The 20,216-nt window shown below is 38.6% G+C and carries 20 protein-coding genes; 5 read left to right on the top strand and 15 right to left on the bottom strand.

The annotated features are described in order from the left end of the window. Window positions 1-15 precede the first annotated feature (15 nt). Window positions 16-1,581 (top strand): alkaline phosphatase family protein, encoded by a 1,566-nt coding sequence (locus tag IQ19_RS12620; protein WP_144542746.1) that lies wholly within the window; start codon window positions 16-18, stop codon window positions 1,579-1,581. A gap of 69 nt (window positions 1,582-1,650) precedes the next feature. Here IQ19_RS12620 and IQ19_RS12615 read toward each other — a convergent pair whose 3' ends face one another. From IQ19_RS12615 to IQ19_RS12605, 3 genes are all read right to left on the bottom strand, one after another. Further along, window positions 1,651-1,944, bottom strand: a complete 294-nt coding sequence (locus tag IQ19_RS12615) for a hypothetical protein (RefSeq protein WP_242020984.1) — start codon at window positions 1,942-1,944, stop codon at window positions 1,651-1,653. A gap of 285 nt (window positions 1,945-2,229) precedes the next feature. Further along, complete coding sequence (locus tag IQ19_RS12610) at window positions 2,230-3,045, bottom strand: metallophosphoesterase (protein ID WP_199749461.1); 816 nt, start codon at window positions 3,043-3,045, stop codon at window positions 2,230-2,232. Between the two features lie 74 nt (window positions 3,046-3,119). Continuing rightward, window positions 3,120-3,689, bottom strand: a complete 570-nt coding sequence (locus IQ19_RS12605; protein ID WP_242020983.1) for a YkoP family protein — start codon at window positions 3,687-3,689, stop codon at window positions 3,120-3,122. Between the two features lie 317 nt (window positions 3,690-4,006). Here IQ19_RS12605 and IQ19_RS12600 point away from each other — a divergent pair, with 317 nt between their 5' ends. From IQ19_RS12600 to IQ19_RS12590, 3 genes are all read left to right on the top strand, one after another. Then, the gene (locus tag IQ19_RS12600) at window positions 4,007-4,210 is read left to right on the top strand and encodes a DUF1657 domain-containing protein (protein WP_144542841.1); all 204 of its coding nucleotides are present in this window, start codon (window positions 4,007-4,009) and stop codon (window positions 4,208-4,210) included. A gap of 70 nt (window positions 4,211-4,280) precedes the next feature. Beyond that, window positions 4,281-4,487: a DUF1657 domain-containing protein gene (locus IQ19_RS12595; RefSeq protein ID WP_144542743.1), complete on the top strand. Its 207-nt coding sequence runs from the start codon at window positions 4,281-4,283 to the stop codon at window positions 4,485-4,487. 18 nt (window positions 4,488-4,505) lie between these two features. Further along, a complete protein-coding gene (locus IQ19_RS12590; RefSeq protein ID WP_144542742.1) occupies window positions 4,506-5,363 on the top strand; it encodes a DUF421 domain-containing protein in 858 nt (285 codons plus the stop codon). 538 nt (window positions 5,364-5,901) lie between these two features. On the opposite strand, the gene IQ19_RS12585 is transcribed toward IQ19_RS12590, so the two are convergent. The 11 genes from IQ19_RS12585 to pepF all read right to left on the bottom strand — a co-directional run bounded on the left by IQ19_RS12585 (window position 5,902) and on the right by pepF (window position 17,824). Next, window positions 5,902-7,263 carry an amino acid permease gene (locus IQ19_RS12585; RefSeq protein ID WP_144542741.1) on the bottom strand — a complete coding sequence of 454 codons (1,362 nt, stop codon included), beginning with the start codon at window positions 7,261-7,263 and terminating at the stop codon, window positions 5,902-5,904. A gap of 153 nt (window positions 7,264-7,416) precedes the next feature. Next, window positions 7,417-7,758, bottom strand: a complete 342-nt coding sequence (locus tag IQ19_RS12580) for a hypothetical protein (protein WP_144542740.1) — start codon at window positions 7,756-7,758, stop codon at window positions 7,417-7,419. A gap of 101 nt (window positions 7,759-7,859) precedes the next feature. Next, window positions 7,860-8,309 carry a YndM family protein gene (locus IQ19_RS12575; RefSeq protein ID WP_144542739.1) on the bottom strand — a complete coding sequence of 150 codons (450 nt, stop codon included), beginning with the start codon at window positions 8,307-8,309 and terminating at the stop codon, window positions 7,860-7,862. 212 nt (window positions 8,310-8,521) lie between these two features. Further along, entirely contained in the window at window positions 8,522-10,399 is a 1,878-nt protein-coding gene (htpG, locus tag IQ19_RS12570; RefSeq protein ID WP_144542738.1) for a molecular chaperone HtpG, read from the bottom strand. Window positions 10,400-10,561: 162 nt separating this feature from the next. After that, entirely contained in the window at window positions 10,562-11,131 is a 570-nt protein-coding gene (locus IQ19_RS12565) for a polysaccharide deacetylase family protein (protein ID WP_144542737.1), read from the bottom strand. Between the two features lie 83 nt (window positions 11,132-11,214). Next, window positions 11,215-11,988, bottom strand: a complete 774-nt coding sequence (gene phnC / locus IQ19_RS12560; RefSeq protein ID WP_144542736.1) for a phosphonate ABC transporter ATP-binding protein — start codon at window positions 11,986-11,988, stop codon at window positions 11,215-11,217. Window positions 11,989-12,003: 15 nt separating this feature from the next. Then, window positions 12,004-12,759 carry a phosphonate ABC transporter, permease protein PhnE gene (gene phnE, locus IQ19_RS12555; RefSeq protein WP_110066539.1) on the bottom strand — a complete coding sequence of 252 codons (756 nt, stop codon included), beginning with the start codon at window positions 12,757-12,759 and terminating at the stop codon, window positions 12,004-12,006. Window positions 12,760-12,770: 11 nt separating this feature from the next. Next, a complete protein-coding gene (gene phnD, locus IQ19_RS12550; RefSeq protein WP_144542735.1) occupies window positions 12,771-13,670 on the bottom strand; it encodes a phosphate/phosphite/phosphonate ABC transporter substrate-binding protein in 900 nt (299 codons plus the stop codon). Between the two features lie 88 nt (window positions 13,671-13,758). Then, complete coding sequence (selD, locus tag IQ19_RS12545; protein ID WP_199749460.1) at window positions 13,759-14,808, bottom strand: selenide, water dikinase SelD; 1,050 nt, start codon at window positions 14,806-14,808, stop codon at window positions 13,759-13,761. Window positions 14,809-14,834: 26 nt separating this feature from the next. Next, the gene (locus IQ19_RS12540; RefSeq protein WP_199749459.1) at window positions 14,835-15,866 is read right to left on the bottom strand and encodes a glycosyltransferase; all 1,032 of its coding nucleotides are present in this window, start codon (window positions 15,864-15,866) and stop codon (window positions 14,835-14,837) included. A gap of 170 nt (window positions 15,867-16,036) precedes the next feature. Next, complete coding sequence (gene pepF, locus IQ19_RS12535; RefSeq protein WP_144542733.1) at window positions 16,037-17,824, bottom strand: oligoendopeptidase F; 1,788 nt, start codon at window positions 17,822-17,824, stop codon at window positions 16,037-16,039. Window positions 17,825-17,956: 132 nt separating this feature from the next. Between pepF and IQ19_RS12530 the strand changes: the two genes are divergently transcribed. After that, window positions 17,957-18,766 carry a hypothetical protein gene (locus IQ19_RS12530; RefSeq protein ID WP_144542732.1) on the top strand — a complete coding sequence of 270 codons (810 nt, stop codon included), beginning with the start codon at window positions 17,957-17,959 and terminating at the stop codon, window positions 18,764-18,766. A gap of 36 nt (window positions 18,767-18,802) precedes the next feature. On the opposite strand, the gene IQ19_RS12525 is transcribed toward IQ19_RS12530, so the two are convergent. Further along, window positions 18,803-19,783 carry a DUF438 domain-containing protein gene (locus IQ19_RS12525; protein WP_242020990.1) on the bottom strand — a complete coding sequence of 327 codons (981 nt, stop codon included), beginning with the start codon at window positions 19,781-19,783 and terminating at the stop codon, window positions 18,803-18,805. Window positions 19,784-20,216: the final 433 nt, after the last annotated feature.

Genomic DNA, 20,216 nt, shown 5'->3' with positions numbered 1-20,216 from the left:
CGAAGGTGAAATTATATGATAATTCTTTGGATTCTTATAATCCTTATTTCAATAATAATTATCGGCTTCATAATTAGCAGAAATAAAGCAAACGAACAGAGAAAAATACCAAAGGCTTTTTTAACAGACAGTCATTCCCCGCCTAAAATTATACTTCTGGTTTTAGATTCATTAATGGATGAGCCGTTAAAAAAGGCTATTCAGGAAAATAAGGCCCCTGCCCTAGCCTTCTTTTTAAAAAACGGCCAATATAGTAAGAATTTAGTGAGTTCCTTTCCAACGATGTCAGTAACGATCGACAGTTCTTTAATAACTGGTACATACCCTAATCAGCATAAAATCCCGGGACTCGTTTGGTTTGATGATGATAAGAAGCAGATCATTACTTATGGAAATGGTTTTTTTGAAATCCTGAAGCTCGGGTTTTCTAATTTTGCTGAAAATATTATGCACCGATATAATAATGTGGACCTGAATCCAAAAGTAAAGACCATTCATGAAGATTTAGCCCAGGACAAAAGGAAAACCGCATCCATTAATGCGTTAATTTATCGGGGATATGATCATCATACCCTTAAAGTTCCGAAGCCTATAGCAAAGGTAAGTGTCTTGCCTGAAGAATATGAAACCACTGGGCCCAAGATGCTGTCTTTAGGTGCATTTATTCGCCAGGATCCTAATAATAAACATATTGTAAAACGTTTAGGACTTAACGATGCCTTTGCGGTTCAAGAATTAAAATATCTATTGGAAAAAAATATTCTCCCTGAATTTACAATCATGTATCTAGGTGAAAACGACCATACTGTACATAAAAAAGGTCCAACTACGACAAAAGGGATTGAAAAACTTGATAAACACCTTCAGGAAGTTTTAAATATGTTTCCACAGTGGGAAGATGCTCTTAATAATTACATTTGGGTTATAATTGGGGATAGCTATCAATCATCGGTTAAAAAGGATAAAAAAGAAGCTTTAATTAATTTAAAGGAAATCCTCTCCGATTATAGAGTTTTAAAGCTGGGTAAGGCTGTTTCAAAGGACGATGACATTGTCATTACTGCCAATGAACGGATGGCTTATATTTATAAAATTAATGAAAGTCTTTCTTTAGAAAATATTGCCCAAACATTGCAAACAGATAGTCGGATTGGCTGGATTGCCTGGAAGGTAAATGAAATGATTCATGTGATATCTGGAGCACATGAAGGCTCTCTTATTTATAATTCTGGAGGACCGGATAAAGATGTTTATAATCAAACATGGTCTTTAAAAGGAAATCTCTCTATTCTCGATCTAACAATAAAGAACAAGCAAATTGAATATGGAGATTATCCTGACGGACTGGCAAGGCTATATGGAGCTATACATTCTCAGCAGGGGGAATTCCTAATTGTTGACGCTAAACCCGGGTATGAGTTCATTGGGGAGAGTTCACCTCAGCATTCCGGCGGTGCAGCTCATGGCTCTATGCATAAAGCTGATTCACTGGCACCTTTCATTGTTACCGGCACCAATAAAAGTATCGACGGCCTGCGGATGGTAGATCTTAAAAAATGGATTTTGGATATTTTGAATTAGAATCCATAATAGCTGGCATTATTATCCTTGCCATTATAAAAACCCACATTAAATGTGGGCTTTTATAATCTATTTGTTGTTGTTGTTTAATGGATTTTTGTTTAATGGATTGTTGTTTAACGGATTTTTATTTGGAGTCAATTCCTCCGCAAACTCTGTTAAACCAGCCATATTAGGTTTCTGAAAGTTTCCCATTCGAGTATTGTTCATTAAATTTTGAAGAGGGCGAGCCATATTTCTGTTACGGTTTCTGGTTAAACCATAAGCAGCTGCACTTAAGCCCAGGCTTAATAAAGATCCCCATAACATTCCCCTATTATTTCTTCTTTTTCTTCTTCCAAACATATTTAAAAAAGGCTGCATTCTCCCTGTCATTCTTCCTGTATTAAAAAGCGCATTTATCCAGTTATTCAAGGTCTAGCACTCCCCTTAATAGTAATAAGAAAGTAAGGTTTTTCACCTTCCGTTTATTAATTTGTACTTTAAGGGAAACGAATATGCTGGCAATATTTTTGTCTGATTTGTAAATAATATTTGCGGATATCCTCAAATTTTTTTGTGTTTTTCTAGAATGTTCTTCCACTTTGAAAAGACTTTGAAGAATAAAAAAACCTTGCTTATATTTGATGGCAAGGTTTTTTTATTGCATTAAGAAATTTCATGAAACGTAATTTCTGGGCGGCTCCCAATACGGATATTCACCCCCGTTTGTCCGAGTCCTTCACTTATATAGAACGGTTTTCCACCATGATAATGAAGACCTTTGACCATTTTCATTCGCACAAGCTTCCCCATTTTAATCAAATGGTATGGCCTCGGCCAATGAATTTGTCCCCCGTGAAAATGACCGGACAATAAGTAATCAAATGGAACATTCTCCATCTCAAGGACAACATTTGGATCATGGGTTAATACTAAATTGTAACCATCAGGTACACCTTTATAGGCCTTTTTTACATCGCTGTGTTTTGTACTGTGATTATCAATTCCAATGATATTTAAATTTTGCTCATTAATCTGAATAGTAACATGCTCATTTTGAAGAGTTATACATCCATTTTTTTCTAAAGTTTTTTTCAATGACTCAAAGTTCTTTCCTTTTAAGACATAATCATGATTTCCAAACACAGCATACATCCCATACTTAGGATTTGTATTTTTCAACACCTCAAGATAGGCTGCCAATTTCGGAATGCTGCGTTTCCGGTCGAGAAAATCCCCAGTAAGAGCAATTAGGTCAACCGGCTGTTTTGAAATCATCGCGTATAATTCTGCCGGATTGATTGATATATTTTCAAGGTGCATATCAGATAAATGAAGAATTCTTAAATTATCTCCCGAAACTGTAATGTTTGGACGGGCAACTGAAATCTTATTTATTGTGACTTTCTTTGTGTTCTTATACGCTGAAAATAAAATAAAAGTGAAAATAACGGATAATGTTAGAATAAAAAATAATAACATAGTCACATCCCCTCCCTTCTTAAAATTATAAGAGGAATGAGGGGATAGTCCTAGTGGGAGTTAGAGGAAACTAACTAACTCGGTTGTTTGTACTTCTCAATCAGCTTTTCTTTAGACATCATTAAGTATACTGTACGATGTCTTTTCACATTAGCAACTGAAATTTTTGAACATGATAAAAGAAAAATGGGTAATTGGAACGTTTTTTTAAACCAGCAATAGAGTTTGTTTTCAGGGAGTATACATTCAAATCCAAGTGGGCTGAATCCCTTGTTAATCAATGTTATTCCGATAATCCCTTTTATCTTAGCTTCTTCTGGATGTTTAAGAATAAAAGTAGTCAATACAGGCATAGATTCTTTAACTCGTTTAAAAATACCTCTCCCTTTTGATAATTCACTTTTAATGTTATTGAATTCATTTAGCAGCTTCACATTATGTAAATGAATTTTAAGTAAAAGATCGTTTTTACGAATAATAATCCCGTCTGATAGTTCTAAGTCCTTTCCCTTGTATTTTGTTAATCTTACACGAAAAACTCCCTCTCTTTCTTGATCTGATGCAGGATATTGCAAACGGGTAAATGGAAAATAGATTGGATCCAAATATCCCCATACTATTAATAAAATTGAACGTAACATCATTTTTAGGTTTTTCTCCTTTCATTAAGCTCTATAAATAGGATGTTAAATTTATGCCCATTTTAGAAATGGAAATGAACGGATTTAATAGTGGGAATGGAATATAAAATGAATACAAATACTAAGAAGAAATGTGGGTTCTAGAAAGAATGTAGTTTATTTCTAATTTGAAAATACCTTTAAGCAACAACTAAGGTAGACTTGAAAAGTTTTTTAGTAAAGCTTTCTTTAAATTACCATTAAGAAAAACACATAAACAAAAAATCAAAAGTAATACTACATGTGTAGTTTAAATTACAAAGAGAGAAGGAATGAATGAAATGACAGTTGGAACTCAGGTTAAGCAAACGATAGCAGGTTTAAAAAGTGCTCAAGCGAGCTTTGAAACTTTTGCATTGGGAACAGAGAATCAAAATGCAAAGCAGCTTTATCAAAATGCTGCACAGCAAACACAAACGATTATTGATAGCATTGAGCCTCGCCTGCAGGAAATTCAGAAAGAAGAGCCACAATACAACCAATAATTTTTTTCGGCTGGCTCCCTGCCAGCCCCTTATTTATTGTGAAAATAATTTTGATTGGGCGGATGTTAGAATGACTGTTGCTTCAAATGTAAATCAATGTCTGGCAACTATACGTGCGATTGAGGCACAACTATCAAGTCTGGCTTTAACTTCTCTCGATGAGGAATCTAAACGGTTATTTCATGAAACCATGCTTGAAATTGGAAACATAAAGAAAGATCTTCAAACGAGGAAAATAGAGCTGGAATTTGAAGAGCCGCAATATAAACCGAACTAATATTTTGGAGGTGAATATATGCCTGAATGGGTAGAAGTGGGTTTTCGTTCGATTTTATTTGTCGTAGTCTTGTTTGCCGTTACAAAATTAATTGGGAAAAAACAAATATCTGAGCTTTCCTTTTTCGAATATGTTGCGGGTATAACAATCGGAAGTATTGCCGGTGAGATTATTATGGGCCTTAATAATCATTGGGGAAGCGGTATTCTTTCCATCATGATATTTGGCCTTGTTACCTTTTTTGCAGATATACTTTCCCTTAAAAGTAAAAACTTTCGAAACTTTTTCGAGGGAAGAGGCACAGTTTTAATTAAAGATGGAAAAATTCAAGAGGATAATCTTAAGAAGGAAAGATATTCGATAGATGATTTAAATGCATTGCTAAGGCAAAGGAATGTCTTTAAAGCAGCTGATGTAGAATTCGCCGTGCTGGAACCAAGAGGAGACCTCAGCGTTATGCTGAAAAAAGAAAACCAGCCGCTGACCCCAAAAGATATTAATCTAAAGGTTGCACAGGAGAAAGAACCTCAAACCGTTATTATGGATGGAAATATCTTAAATGACCCATTGGCTGAATCCGGAAAAACAAGAAAATGGCTAAATATGGAGCTAGAAAAACTGGGGGTAACACTTGATAATGTGTTTGTAGGTCAGGTTGATTCATACGGGGAATTAACAATAGACATATATGATGATAAAATAAAGGTCCCATCTCCTCAGCAAAGGCCCCTTTTAATGGCTATGATGAAACAATGTGCAGCTGACTTGGAAGTATTTGCTTTGCAAACAGATTCTAAAAAAGCCCAAAAAATGTACAATAAAAACTCTGAAAAATTAAACCAATTAATACTAAAACTAAGTCCTTATTTAAAATGATGATTTGGCATAAAAATGCAACAATTTATTTAGAATATTTATTTGTTACTGGGACTACTCTACATATGGTCCCAGAAATTTTATATAAAAAGTGTTGAAAACTACTGTTCTTCCTCCCTTCTTCGTTACTTGATTTCTTGCCCCTTGCTTTACACCCATTTTTTATGCCAAAAATAAAATTTTCATATTGAACTAAAGAATTATCTGAAAACCTAAAGAATTTAAAAGAAGAAATTTAGAAAGATTCCAATTTTTGTGAATTCCCAAAGTTATCAAGAGTTCTGGCCTTTCTATTTAACCCAGCATAGCAATCCTCCACACGTGCCTGCCATTTTGTTGGGACTAGTTTTGTGTTTGATTTTATAGTGTTTTCATTATTGTCTTAAACTTTTAGCCATCCTTATGTCTCTTCTTGATTTCAGAATGAACGTTTAATCCTCTTTGCGACAGCTGCAGATTGAGTTAAATAAACAATTTAAATGCTAAAAGGAAGGAAAAACAAAAAACCAGATGACTCTGGTTTTTTGTTTTTCCTTTTTTAACCCTTCTGGCCTCCATTCTTCCAAACCTTCTTCTGCATAATTACTGCTACGATTGCTATTATAGCCACAAAAATTAAACTGACGAAGAAACCAAACCTAATCGATTTCTCAAGCAATGTCCCGCTCACAGCAGCCAAAATCAGTGCCAATCCAAGGAAGGCCATCAGTTTCCCGAAAACCTTAATCTCCAGAATACGAAGAGCAGAGATGATAATGAAAGACCAGTTAAATAAGATCAATATTCCAGCAGCGGTTGTGATATACTCATAAATTTTTCCGGGCAGCAGCAAAGCTGTGACAATCGAAGCTATTAACCCAGCTGTGGCCAACCCCAGAGATGGAAGCGGCAGGTCCTTCCACTTCTTGATTTTCTTTGAGAAAACTGCCGGGGCATCCCCATCGTCAGCCAGCGTAACAAGCAAAGCCGTTACACCAAACAGGGACGCTGTCATAGTAGAAAAACCGGCAATAATGATCGCCGCATTAAATACATGCGGAAAAAAGTCCAAATTGTATTTATCCATCGCAGTGACAAATGGGCTCTCCTTTTCGTTAAACGCTCCATGTGAGGCCATATAGACAGCTAAACTAAGTGAAATAACATAAATGATCACAAGCACGATTAGCATAATAATGCCTGCTTTTGGGGCATCCTCCTTCTGCTTTAGCCTGGTTGCCATAAGCCCGATTACTTCAATGCCCCCATAAGCATAAAAGGCATAAATTAAGGAAGACCAAAAGCCTTTCCACCCTTCAGGAAACAACTCACCTGCTGAACCGGGAAAACCAGGATGTTTGGCATTGCCATCTATTACCCCAGCCAGAGCTGCTATCGCCAAAATAATAAACATTATAATGGCAGCCGTTTTAATAATGGCAAATAGGTCCTCTACCTTGTCAAAGCCTTTGTTGCCTGTTAGCACAACAATAATGGAAAGGATTGCGTATCCAGAAGCAAAAATCCACAGAGGGACATGCGGAAACCAGAACCTTGTTAAAATGGATAGTGCCGTTAATTGACTTCCCATGATAAGAATGTTTGAACTCCAATAATTCCATCCGCAGCTAAAGCCTGCCCACTTTCCATATGCTTTATTGGCATAATAGCAAAACGATCCCTCCTGAGGGTCTTCAGCTGTCATCTTGGCTAACAGGTTATAGACAATATAAGTTCCGATTGCCGCCAGGACAAATGAAAAGACAATAGAGGGCCCGGTGATTTTGATGCCGATAGCAGACCCAAGAAAAAAACCGGTACCGATTGTACATCCGACACCTATTAAAGATAATTGCCACCATTTTAAATCACCGGATTCACTTCCTTTTGAAGAATTGCCGCTGGGAAGAAAAAAATCCATGATGTTCCTCCTTTTCTCGAAAAGTTTCCAACTTGATTCCGATTTCTGTCCGTTTAAGTAAGAGTATGACGCCTCTTCCACCCAAATAAATAAGCCGATTCCTGATGGTGATCGGCTCGGTTTCGAATCTGCAAAGGACTTGTTCCAAAGCGTCTATTTGTTTTTCTCTGCGCTTTCGCTTTTTAACCCAGTAACCGACCGGAACAGCTGGGTATTCATGCTGCCCTGGACAATATCCTCAAGGAAGAACTCCTCTATAAGCTTTTTATATTCTTCATCTTCAAACATCTTTTTATTTTGGAGCTCCATTTCTGCAAGGCCCTCATAAGTACATAAAAAAGCATAAGTATGGTCAGCTCCTGATATAGGAGACAAAAGTTCTATCTTATGTTCATAGTTTTCATTTCTATAGCTTTGAATCATTCTCAGGTTCTTTAATGCTTCCACAAATTTATCCTGTTTTACTTCAAAGGTTTGGTATACGAAAACAGACATACTAATCCCCTTCCCATAAGCTCTCAGAATGTATTTCTAGACTCCCTGACATTTAGGGAGTCTAGTTCCTAACTCTTTGCCTTACTCCTCATCATCTTGCCTTACTCCTCATCATCGCTTCTAACGTCCGGCCTAACAGGTGTCAAATCTTCAGAAGCTTCCGTGTTATATTGCAAGTTCCCCTGGTTCACTATGCCTGTTTCTGTACTTGCCTCGGTCATGTTTCTAACTAGATAACCATGGAAAAAGTACTCAAATAAAGCAACACCAGCAGCTGCAACTAAAGACATAAAGAGGTTATCTCCATATGTTAAAATCGAGCTTAAAAACCAAATAAGCACAAATGCCAATCCAAAATCAGCCACTGTGGCAACAGTGTTGCTGCTCCTCGGCAAAATTAGCATATCGCCTAATATATAGGAAACGATTCCTAATAGGGCGGTTATGATGAATACATTTCCAAAACTCATACCATAAATAAGGCCAAGAATGACAAAAAGAAGAACAAGACTGGCTATGAACTTAATAGCTAATGCCTTACTATGCTGCATATTACTCCTCCTTTTATGGTTAGTGTGTATATTTGAATGTGAATTATTCTTTATATAACTGTACATCCATTAATGTAACCGTAAGAGATCAATTTTCTCTTGGGATTTTTTGTATATTAAGGCTCCAAATTCAACCTGAGTTTGATTATCAAGGCATTTACACCCACTAATAGAAAAAAAACAGCCCGTGAGACCGGGCTGTTTTCATATGGTTAAACCATAACTTTGCAAATATCATTCGTAAATTCTACAGGATCGCTGATCGGAAGACCTTCAATTAACAGGGATTGATTATAAAGAAGGTTTGTATAAAGGCTTAGCTTTTCTTTATCTTTCTCCAATGCCTGTTTTAATGACTGGAAGACTTCGTGGTTTGGATTGATTTCCAATACCTTATTTGCTTTTACATTTTGGTTGTCAGGCATAGAGCTGAGGACTTTTTCCATTTCGATGGTTACTTCTCCATCAGCAGACAAGCAGACCGGATGGCTTTTAAGCCTTTTTGAAATCCTGACATCCGAAACTTTTCCTGCTAAAATCTCCTTCATGCTGTCAAAAAGCTCTTTATATTCTTTTTCTTCAGCTTCGGATGTTTTTTCTTTATCTTCCTCAATGCCAAGGTCGCTGCTTGAAACAGACTTAAATTCCTTTTCTTTATAGGACTTTAGCATCTTAATGGCAAACTCATCAATGTCCTCTGTGAAATAAAGGATTTCATAGCCTTTATCTGCGACCAGCTCTGTTTGTGGAAGTTTTTCAATTCTTTCATAAGACTCCCCAGAAGCAAAATAAATATATTTCTGGTCTTCCTTCATTCGTGATACATATTCTTCAAGTGTAACCATTTTCTTCTCTTTTGAAGAATAGAACATCAGTAAATCCTGCAGTGTTTCTTTATGGGTGCCGAAATCGCTGTACACCCCATACTTTAACTGTCTGCCAAATGACTTATAGAATTGTTCATACTTTTCCCTTTCGTTTTTCATCAGGCTTTGCAGTTCGTTTTTAATCTTTTTGCTGATATTTTTGGCGATAAGTTTCAGCTGGCGGTCATGCTGCAGCATTTCCCTCGAAATGTTAAGGGATAGATCCTCGGAATCCACCATGCCTTTCATAAAGCTGAAATAATCAGGCAGCAAATCTGCACATTTGTCCATGATTAACACGCCATTTGAATAAAGCTCAAGCCCTTTTTCATATTCCTTCGAATAATAATCGAAGGGAATGTTTTCAGGAATAAAAAGAATTGCATTATAGCGGATGGTGCCGTCAACACTGATATGGATATGCTTTAGCGGCTTATCAAAGCCATAATGCTTCTCCTGATAAAACTTCTCGTAATCTTCGTCAGTAAGCTCGTTTTTATTTTTTCTCCAAATCGGAACCATACTATTAATAATTTGTTCTTCTGTAACTTCTTCAAATTCGTCCTTAATGCCTTCTTTTGGTTTTCTGTTCTTACTATCCATTTTAATAGGATAGCGGATGAAATCAGAGTACTTTTTGATTATGGATTTTAAGCGGTATTCCTCTAAATACTCATCAAAGTTCTCTTCTTCTGTATTTTCTTTAATCTTAAGAGTAATATCGGTACCGACTGTATCTTTCTTATATGGCGTGATTGTGTAGCCGTCTGCTCCCTCGGATTCCCATTTATAGGCTTCTTCGCTGCCAAGTGCTTTACTGATCACCGTTACAACATCGGCTACCATGAAAGCTGCGTAGAAACCTACACCGAATTGGCCGATAATATCATGTCCATCTCTGATTTCATTTTCTTTTTTAAACGCCAATGAACCGCTCTTTGCGATAATGCCAAGATTATTTTCCAGCTCTTCTTTTGTCATGCCGATTCCGGTATCTCTGATTGTTAAAGTTCTGTTTTCTTTATTAGGTATTATCTTTATGTAATAGCTATCTTTATCAAAGGCTAAACCATCATCTGTCAGTGCTTTGTAGTAAATTTTATCGATTGCATCGCTGCTGTTGGAAATCAGCTCCCTTAAAAACACCTCTCTTTGAGAGTAAATGGAGTTGATCATCATTTCTAATAATCTCTTGGATTCTGCTTGAAACTGTTTCTTTTCCATATCAACCTCTCCTTTAAGAAATAAAATATTTAATTTTGCAATTTAGCACTCTGCTTTCTGGAGTGCTAACCCAATAATTTTAATATCATATTATTTTTCTGCTGTCAATAATGGAGAGAAATGCAATAAAAATGAAAAAACCTATAGCAATACGCTATAGGTTCAAGGTAGATGGGTAAACTCATAACCATTCCTTCGTGTTTCAGCAATTAAATCAGGAAGAGCTTCAACGGTCTGAGACAACTCATGCAGGAGAATGATTGCGCCGTCTTCGAGATTATCTGTCACATTTGTGATGATCTGTTCAGGCCTGTCCTTTAGCTCCCAATCCATTGACGAGATTCTCCACATAACAGGAGTTAACCCGAGCTTTTTTGCTGCAGAAAGTGTATCGTTGTTGTATTGTCCGAATGGCGGGCGGAAGTACTTCACTTCCTGGCCGGTAATGGATTCAATCTTTGATTGGCTGTACAGCAAATCTTGATGCTGTTCATTTAACTGCAAATTTACCAGGTTGTTATGTTTGGCAGAATGTGTGCCAATCATATGCCCTTCGTCTAATACCCTCTTCCAGGGCCGTTTAGGATATAAAAGCCTGGCTTGCCAGAAGAAGGCTGCCGGCACTTTTTCTTCTTTCAGGATATCGAGGATTTCCGGCAGAACTCTTCCAGGACCATCGTCAAAGGTTAATACTACTGTTTTCTTGGAAGTTGCCAGTTTATTATATACCATAACATTGGGATCATTCGAATCGTACACGACGTTCGAGCTATCGACCACTCATGGACAGTTTGCCATCAATTTTCCTCCTCCGCCTAGGTAGTAAGTGTGTAGGGCCTTTCGCTATAACCAGAAGCATCATACGTATGGACATACATGTCATCTGTAAATTGTTCAGGTTTGCCATCAAAGATGACTTCCCCTTCTTTCAATGCAATAATGCGGGTGGCATAACGTTTTGCCAATTGAACATCATGGACATTTATGATTGTCTGCAATTTATGCCGATGGTGCATTTCTTTTAACAAACTAAAGATCCGGTCTGAAGTACCTGGATCGAGGCTGGCAACAGGCTCGTCTCCAAGCAGAACACGAGGCTGCTGCAGCAATGCCCGGGCAATGCCGACTCTTTGCTTCTGCCCGCCGCTTAAATGCTCGACTCTCCGATCCATGAAGTCTGTTAGGCCAACCTCCTGAATCACTTGCTTTGCCAGGGATTTCTCTTCAGATGTAAACCAGCCAATCAAGTTTTTAAAGCTGCTTCTGTAACCGAACATGCCTGTAAGCACATTTTGGAAAACAGTCAGTCTGGGAACCAGGTTAAAATGCTGAAAAATCATTCCCATTTCCCTGCGGACCTTTTGGAGCTGTTCTTCATGAAGAGTGGATAAAGGAAGGCCATCCCAGACAATCTCACCTGATGCTGGTTTCTGCAAGCCATTAAGACAGCGTATCAATGTTGACTTCCCCGCACCGCTTTTACCCAGAACACAAATGAAATCTCCTTCATGGAAAGTGAGGTTTATAGAGTTTAATGCATTATCCTTCATACTAGGATAACGGACTGTTACATTTCGAATCTCTAGCATCTGCCTGGCCTCCATTTAGATTACTCTGTTCCTTACATAGCTTCCAAAAAAGTCAACAAGAATAACGATGATCATAATAACAAGAACATCAAGTGAAACAGCTGTATATTGAAAAGTTTTAAAGTCATTAAAAAGCCTTTGGCCGATTCCCCCGCCGCCAATAAAACCAAGTACAAGCGAAGTCCTGATCGCAACCTCAAATCGGTAGAAATAGTTGGATAAAACATTAGGCCAAATTTGCGGCAGTATACTGAAAAGAGAAGCAAACCAGTTCTTTGCTCCTACTGCTTTCATGGCCTCCTGCGGCCCCGGATCGGATGCTTCTATGAGTTCCGAGATTAATTTTCCCAATACACCAATATTGTGAAACATGATAGCCAATACAGCCGGGAAAGGGCCCAGCCCAAGTGCTGTTAATAAAATCAAGCCAAATACAATTTCAGGAATGGATCGTACAAAGCTAAGACCAACACGGGTTAAATGATAAACAAACGGTGCACCGGCTGTATTTTTGGCAGCCATAAAGCTTAAAGGCAAACCGATGAGAAGACCGAAAAAACTTCCCAAAAAGGCCATGGCCAGTGTTTCCAAACTGTCTTCCAAAATCTTCGGAAGAAGAGAGAAATCCATAGGGAACCAATGGGACAGGAAATCAATCATGTTACGGAAGTCTCTGAATTTGGATAAATCAAACTCTGTCAGCTTCATACTTAAATAAACGAATAAAGCCAATAGAGTATATGTGATAATGCTGCGTCTTTTAAACCACAATCTAATCAGCCCTATTCTTTAATGATTCCCTCTTTAAGGGCTGCCTGGCGGATGCTTTCGTAATCTTCGTTGCTGGCTTCTGTAAAACCGCTTGCCCCGAATGCATCAAGGATTTCTGGATCTTCAATAGCTAGAAAAGCCTCTTTAAGAGCGGTAATTGTTTTCTCGTCCGTATCCTTATGAACAGCCCATGGATATTGGAACAGCTTCTCTGATTCCCAAATGGTTTTTATTTGGTCGCCATCTATTTTTCCTGAATCGGCTAATTGGTTGTAAATTGCGCTGTCAATGGCACCTGCATCGACTTGTTTATTTTGGACAGCCAATGCCGTCGCATCATGGGAACCTGTAAATCTTACAGAGTTAAAGCTATGTGTATCTTCAGATTCGTAAACTTTCCGGTCCTTCAGCTCAATCGAAGGAATTAAAGATCCGGAGGTAGAGTTAATGTCACCAAAAGCAAAGTCGATTTCACCGCTCTTTTCGAGCAATTCATCAAGCGAATTCCATGGATTGTCCTTGTGGGTAATGATATAAGAGTAATAAAATGGTTCTCCATCAATCAGCTGTGTAATGATGGCTTTGGCACCGCTTTTTTCATGGGCAACCACATAAGTTAATGGCCCAAAGTAAGCCATGTCAATCTTATCGTAGTTCATGGCTTCAACCACACCGTTATAGTCCGGATACACTTCAACCGCTACCTCGCGATCAAGCTTTTCAGACAGTGTTGACTGTAATTTCTCCATTGCACCTTCCATGGATCCCTCAGTTTGAACAGGAATCACACCAATGGTAAAAGCTTCACCTGTTTCTTCTTTATTTTCTTTTGTACCCTCTGATTGATTTCCACCACAGGCGGTCAAAAGCATCAATAATAAAATAGTCATAAACAATAGCATTTTTTTCATGTTTTCCACTTCCCTATTTTAGATGTAAAAAATTAGTGTACATTTAGGAAAAATTACGATAAAAAGGACCCTTTGCGAGTCCTTTTTATCAGATAACAGTAATGCAGCCAGGCTGTTCGTCTGTCACTTTTCCAATAATGGCAGCTGACTGTACTCCTTTTTCATGAAGCTCTTTGAGGAGTGATTCAGCTTCTGCCTCCGGAACAGTTATAAGCAGGCCTCCGGATGTGATCGCATCGCATAGAATCCATTGGTCTACTTCGTCGATATTCTCATAGTGAATCCGTCCGGACAGCCACTTATGGTTCTTTTTTGAACCGCCAGGGATGATGTTCTGTTCGGCAAGATCCCGTGTCTTAGGAAGGATAGGAACTGTTTTGCTGTCGATAGTAATGCCTGTGCAGCTGCCTTCTGCTATCTCCATGGCATGGCCAAGCAATCCAAAGCCAGTAATATCTGTGCAGGCATTAACATGGTAGTGGTCCATTGCTTCGGCTGCTTCTTTATTTAGTGCAGCCATTACGTCCATAACACGGTCAATGCTTTCCTGGTCAAGCATGTCTCTCTTAATAGCTTGTGTAAGGATTCCAACACCGATAGGCTTGGTTAAAATCAGGCTGTCACCCGGTTTGGCAGCGGCATTCGTTCTTACCCGCTCAGGATGGACCGTTCCTGTTACAGATAAGCCGAACTTAGGCTCCTGGTCATCAATCGAATGGCCTCCTACTAAAACAGCACCTGATTCTCTCACTTTATCTGATGCGCCGGCCAATATGTCAGCCAAAATGCTCTTATCCAATTTATTAATCGGGAAGCCTACAATATTCATAACTGTTATTGGCTTACCGCCCATTGCGTATATATCGCTCAAGGAATTGGCGGCAGCAATTTGTCCAAACATATATGGGTCATCAACGATAGGAGTAAAGAAATCAAGTGTCTGCACAAGTGCAGTATCATCGTTAATTTTATAAACGCCTGCATCATCCGAAGTATCCAGCCCTACAAGCAGGTTGGGATCAGGTACAGACTTTGGCAAATGGCGCAGAACCTGCGCCAGGTCTTCAGGACCAATTTTGCATCCTCAGCCGCCTTTGGTAGATAAAGAAGTTAGTTTAATGATTTCTTCTTTAGACATGTTTCTCTCTCCTTGCTGAATTATTTTTATTTTTCACGTGAAGAAGAAGGGATCGTGCCGGACTCATCTAAAATACTCTCATAGATTTTCTGCAATGTTTTTGCTTCATATTCAGAAGAATGATTGCACTCTACATAGAATTTAGCAGCACGTCCAATTTTTATCCTCATTTCGTTATTATTGACTAGTTTCTCTGCATAATCAAGAAATTCGACCGGATTAGTATAGATTAAACCGGTAATTTGATGTGTGATGATATTTCTGTTCCCTAAATTATTGGATGCCAGCACGGGCAGGCTGTATTCCATGGCTTCTAAAATGGCGGCAGGCTGCCCTTCAGAATGGGAGGTATTTAAAACCGCGTCTGCCTGTTTGTACACCTCTCCCATAAATTGATGAGGAATCTGCCCAAGATATTGAAGCCATTCCTTATGCTTTTCTGCCAGTTCCATTATCATCCGACCTTCATCTTCTTCAATGATAGGACCCACCAGCCATAGTCGGATATTTTTTTGGTTCTTAAAAATATGTTTGAGGTTTTCGATGGCGAAAGGAATATTTTTTACCTTGCGGATTCCTGCCGGAAGAACAAATAAAAAGGTGCCAGGCTCCTTATTGAAAGCAGGTGCAGTTTCAGGGAATGCAACAGTTCCTTGAGGAATCACGATGATCTTTGCCTGAATGCCTGAAATTTCATTGCCCAGTATCTGCTTTGCTTCTTCGTCAAACACGTGAATAGCTTTTGCCTCTGTCAATGTCCGAATGACATTTTGTCTTTTCATTTTATCGAAAAGATCCACATTTAAATCAGTGCCGGTCATTGTAACCAAGTAGTTTTTCGGCTTTATATTAAGTTTTTCAATAAATTTTCCAAACCGGTAAGCATGAAAACCATGAACGATATCAGCGTCGGGTAAGTTTGCAGGCTTGCTGTCGTCTTTCATATTAATAATTTCAGTTTCAATGCCGAGTTTTTTTAGGCAGTCTGATATCCGTTGAACAGTTACGGTATTGCCTCTTGCCTGGTGAAAGTTCGGGCTAGCTAGAAGTACTTTCATGATTTCATCCTCTGTCATTAAAATTCTATAAAAAAGTCTTTCATCTAAAAGTCTGCATCAATTATTGCAGGAATATTTCTTTCTGTCCATTATTTGTATGTCAGCATCTGAATTGTTTGATAGAAAAAAGCCTGCTTCCTATCAACCTGGAAGCAGGCCTGTTTAAATACTTATAGCTCTCCGAATTCCTCTACTAGCTCACGGAATTCTTTTAGTGAGTTTTCAATCGGATACGGGGTAGTCAAATCAACACCAGTTTTCTTCAATAGTTCCAGCGGATAATCGGAACTGCCGCTTTTCAGAAACTCAAGATAGCTATTAAGCGTTTCTTTGTCTCCCTCAAGAATTTTTGTCGCCAAGTGAATGGCTGAAGCAAAGCCTGTTGCATATTTGTAAACATAAAAAGGACGATAAAAATGGGGGATTCTCGACCAGCCGTATTTGACTTCTTCATCAAAAATGATTTCATTGCCATTATATTCACGGAATAAGCGCTCATAAATTTGGTTAAAGACGTCGGCATTAAGCGGCTGCCCTTTTTCTGCCATTTCATGTGTCCTCATTTCGAATTCGGCAAACATGACTTGAGTAAAAAAGGTTCCCTTAAATTGATCAATAAAATGGTTAAGCAGATGTTTGCGGACTTCTTCGTCTTTTTCATTGTTTAATAAATAGTTAATTAGCAATACTTCATTTACGGTTGATGCCACTTCAGCGACAAAGATACTGTAGCGGGCGGTGATTTGCGGCTGATGCTGTGAGCTTAGTTTGCTGTGTACGCCATGGCCGCATTCATGCGCTAGCGTAAATAAGCTGTCGAGGTCATCGCGGTGGTTCAGCAAAATATATGGATGAACTCCATAAATGCCCAAGTTATAAGCCCCTGATCGTTTGCCTGGCGTTTCGCGTACATCAATGTAGCGTAAGGTTTTAAACTCCTTTAAGGTGCTGATATAATCTTCTCCTAAAGGAGATAAAGCTTTGCACATAGTCTCATAGGCTTCTTCATAAGTAATAACGGGCTTAACGCCCTTTACTAAAGGAACATTCATGTCATATTGGCGCAATTCCTCAAGGCCAAGCTTATCCTTGCGGATTCTGATATATTGATGCATTGGCCCGATATTGTTTTTTGTCGTTTCAATCAGGTTTTCATAAACCTCCTTTGGCACCTTGTCTCCAAATAACCCCTTTTCAAGAGCGGATGGATAGTTTCGGATTTTAGCCATTGTTACATTATTTTTGATTGCTGCTGATAGGGTAGACGCAATGGAGTTTTTTAGCTGTACGTATGGCTGGTAGTAGGCCTTATATGCCTCCTTCCTCTTTGAACGGTCTTCGTCTTCCATGATTTTTGCGTACATTCCACGGGTTAGTTCTACCCTATCCCCATCTTCTCCTGTTACTTCACCAAACTTAATATCTGCATTATTAATCATTCCAAACGTGTGGCTTGGAGCTGAAAGTGCTTCACCCAGGTGCGATAAAACCTCTTCTTTGTCTTTATTAAGGACATGAGGTTTGTAGCGGAAGGATTCAAGCAGGTCTTCCTCGAAGTATTTCAGCCCTTTTTCTTCTGCAACATACCCCTTTAATGTATCCTCCGCCAAGCTTAAAAGATAGGGCATGAAAAAAGACGTGGATGAACTGATTTTTACACTTAACTGTTTCGCTCTGTCCACATAAGATTGTGATTCAGTTACCCTCGTATCTTCGTCTGTTTTGAGCATGGCATAGGCATAAAGCTTATTAAATAGGTAAGATAGTTTTTCTTTTTGTTCAAGATATTGAAACAGAGAAGATCCATCTGTAATATGGCCATCATATTCCTTCAGCTTTTCAGCTATTTGCTCAATGTGCCGGTAGTCTTCCTCCCATTTTTCTAAACTTGGATAAATATCATTTAGATTCCATTTTTCATTTTCAGGCACTTCATTTCTGCTTTTGTATGTATTCACCTTTTAAACTCCTTTATACCATAGCTTTAATTCTAGTATTAACTATATTCAAAAGTTATCTGCAAAACCCTTCATCTTTTTTGATTTTATCTTCTTTGACCATTAAAATGTTCATGAAAGGATGTGGATGGCTTGGCCATTATACTGCCTCATATAGAAGATGCAAACAAGACGGTATATTTTCCTCCAAAGGGTGAATATGAAACCTTTGAAGATGATGCACACTATGAAGAGAAAGTCAGGGAATGGGGATTATCAACTACAAAGGAAGTTAAGAAAGAATTCTGGTATAAGGAAAAAACACATCAGCGCCTCGTTTCAATCAAGGGTTTTCAGGCTTACGGGAAGTCAGGAGATTACCATACCATTGTTATTGAATTTCAGGACGGAAAACTCAGCTGCATACACCCTGCTTATCTTAAAGAAATGCAGGCTCCGAGCTTTGGAAAAGCAATCATTGCCGATTTTGGTGAAATAGCTTCAGTTTCATCGGAAAAGAAAGCATTAACGGATGATAACGATAAACCTGCGGATGTGCCTAAGAAATCAGAGGAAAACAGAACAAAGAAAAAACCTGATGTCAAAAAGGCAAAGAAAGAAAAGCAGCCAGCTTTGGACCTTCCAACAGAGAAAGTGCATTTTACCGCGAAAGTAAAACAATTTGCTTTAAGCTGGAACCATTTTAATGAAGAAAATGATGAAGTCGTCGTTCTCGAGAATGTCGTCATTCAGCAGGATAATCCAGTTGAAGTAGGCCTTGCATGGTGCTCCCACTCAAAAACCTTGAAGAAGTTCGAATTGGAGACTGGTGAAACACTTGAATTTGATGGGAAAATCGTCAAAAAGAAACTGCCGAAAGGGAAAGAATGTGAAGAGGATTTCATTATTGAAGATCCTGTTCCATATAAAATCAACAACCCTTCAAAAATCAAAAAAAGCTAAAGAGCGCTTTAAAAGCTCTTTAGCTTTTTTGTAAGGTTATGAAAGAATCCTTTTCTCCCCTTCAATTTCCTGGATAGGACTGATATTTTGTGTGAATTCCAGGGTGCCTGCGTAGGAGCCGTTTTTGTCTCTTACGGCAAAATATCGAATATATACATACTTGTCTCTGAACTTGATCCAAAAATCCTCAGAATCTTTACGGCCTGCCTTAAAGTCTTCCAGCAATTCCTCGACAACATGCGCACTCCGTGGCGGGTGGCAATTTTGCACAGTGCGTCCAATAACTGCTTTTGTCCTGGCGAAAATCCTTTCTTTTCCATGTGAAAAATAGCGGACAACATCTTCATGATCAATAAAGGTGATATCAACTGGAAGGTGGTTCAAAAGCAGCTCTAGCTGCTTAAGGGATAATATGCCGGTTTCCATCTTGATATAGCCTTCTGAAATGGCTTTTTCGTCAATCGCTCTCCGTTCTGGCTTCCATTCCGCTTCAGGGCCTGTCAGACAGAAGCCTATCTCGTCGCTTTCATGCGCGATTTTTACCCATTCATCTTCTGTCAGGTTTTTCAGGGCCATTGGAAAAAGGATATGTTCCTCCCTATATATCATGGCACTTACTTCATTAAAGATAAATTGAACCTCTTCGATTACCTTCTGCTTGTCCCCATTGTAATTTGACAGGAGCTGCTTAGCTTCTTTGATGCCATCTCTTATAAAATCGTCAATACTCCACATATTGTTTGTTGGACCGTATATCCCGTATTTCTCCAGGTATGGGAAAAGTAAATTCTCTTTTCGGCTGTAATGCTTATCAAGATCAAGCAAAAGAGTGCAGTCCTCCAAAAGTTTGTATACATTTTCTTCAGTATCAGCATTTTTAAAAGCTTCCAGATGCACCCTGAGTTTTTCCCGAAGATGCTTATCAATCTCCCTGTTTTCCCGAATAAACGTGTGGATAGGATGCCCCGGCTCTTCTTCAGGCTTATTCAGCGGGCGTTCTCTTAGGCCGTTTTGCATAGGATTGCTAAAGTTTTTTTGATTTTCACGGTTATTAATAATCTCGCTCAATGTCCATTACCTCCTGTATACCAAACTTGAATTTTTGTTTTGATAATACTTCTCATTAGCAATGTAACACACGAAGAATGATTATTATGTGATGAACATCATATGTAAGGGGTATTTTAGTTCACAGCGTTCAATGTTAAGAGACTGGTTCAGAATTTAGAGAAGGAAAATAGTTGGTTTTAAGCGCAGAGCCAATAAGTTTGTGCGCGGGTTTGTAACAAATCTGCGCGGAAAAGCCTCAATCATGCGCGGCTGAACGGTTTACGCGCGAGTGTCTAGGTTTTATGAGCAGAGTCAATAGAATTGTGCGCTGTATTTAAATTTTCTGCCCTGAAACAGTAGGTTTGCGCTCGGTTTAACGACTTTTACGCTCACTGATGGA

Source organism: Cytobacillus oceanisediminis (assembly GCF_007830235.1).
GTDB classification, from domain to species: Bacteria; Bacillota; Bacilli; order Bacillales; family Cytobacillaceae; genus Cytobacillus; species Cytobacillus oceanisediminis.
Note: the sequence above shows the minus strand (reverse complement) of the source record. Positions and strands in the feature narration are given on the sequence as shown.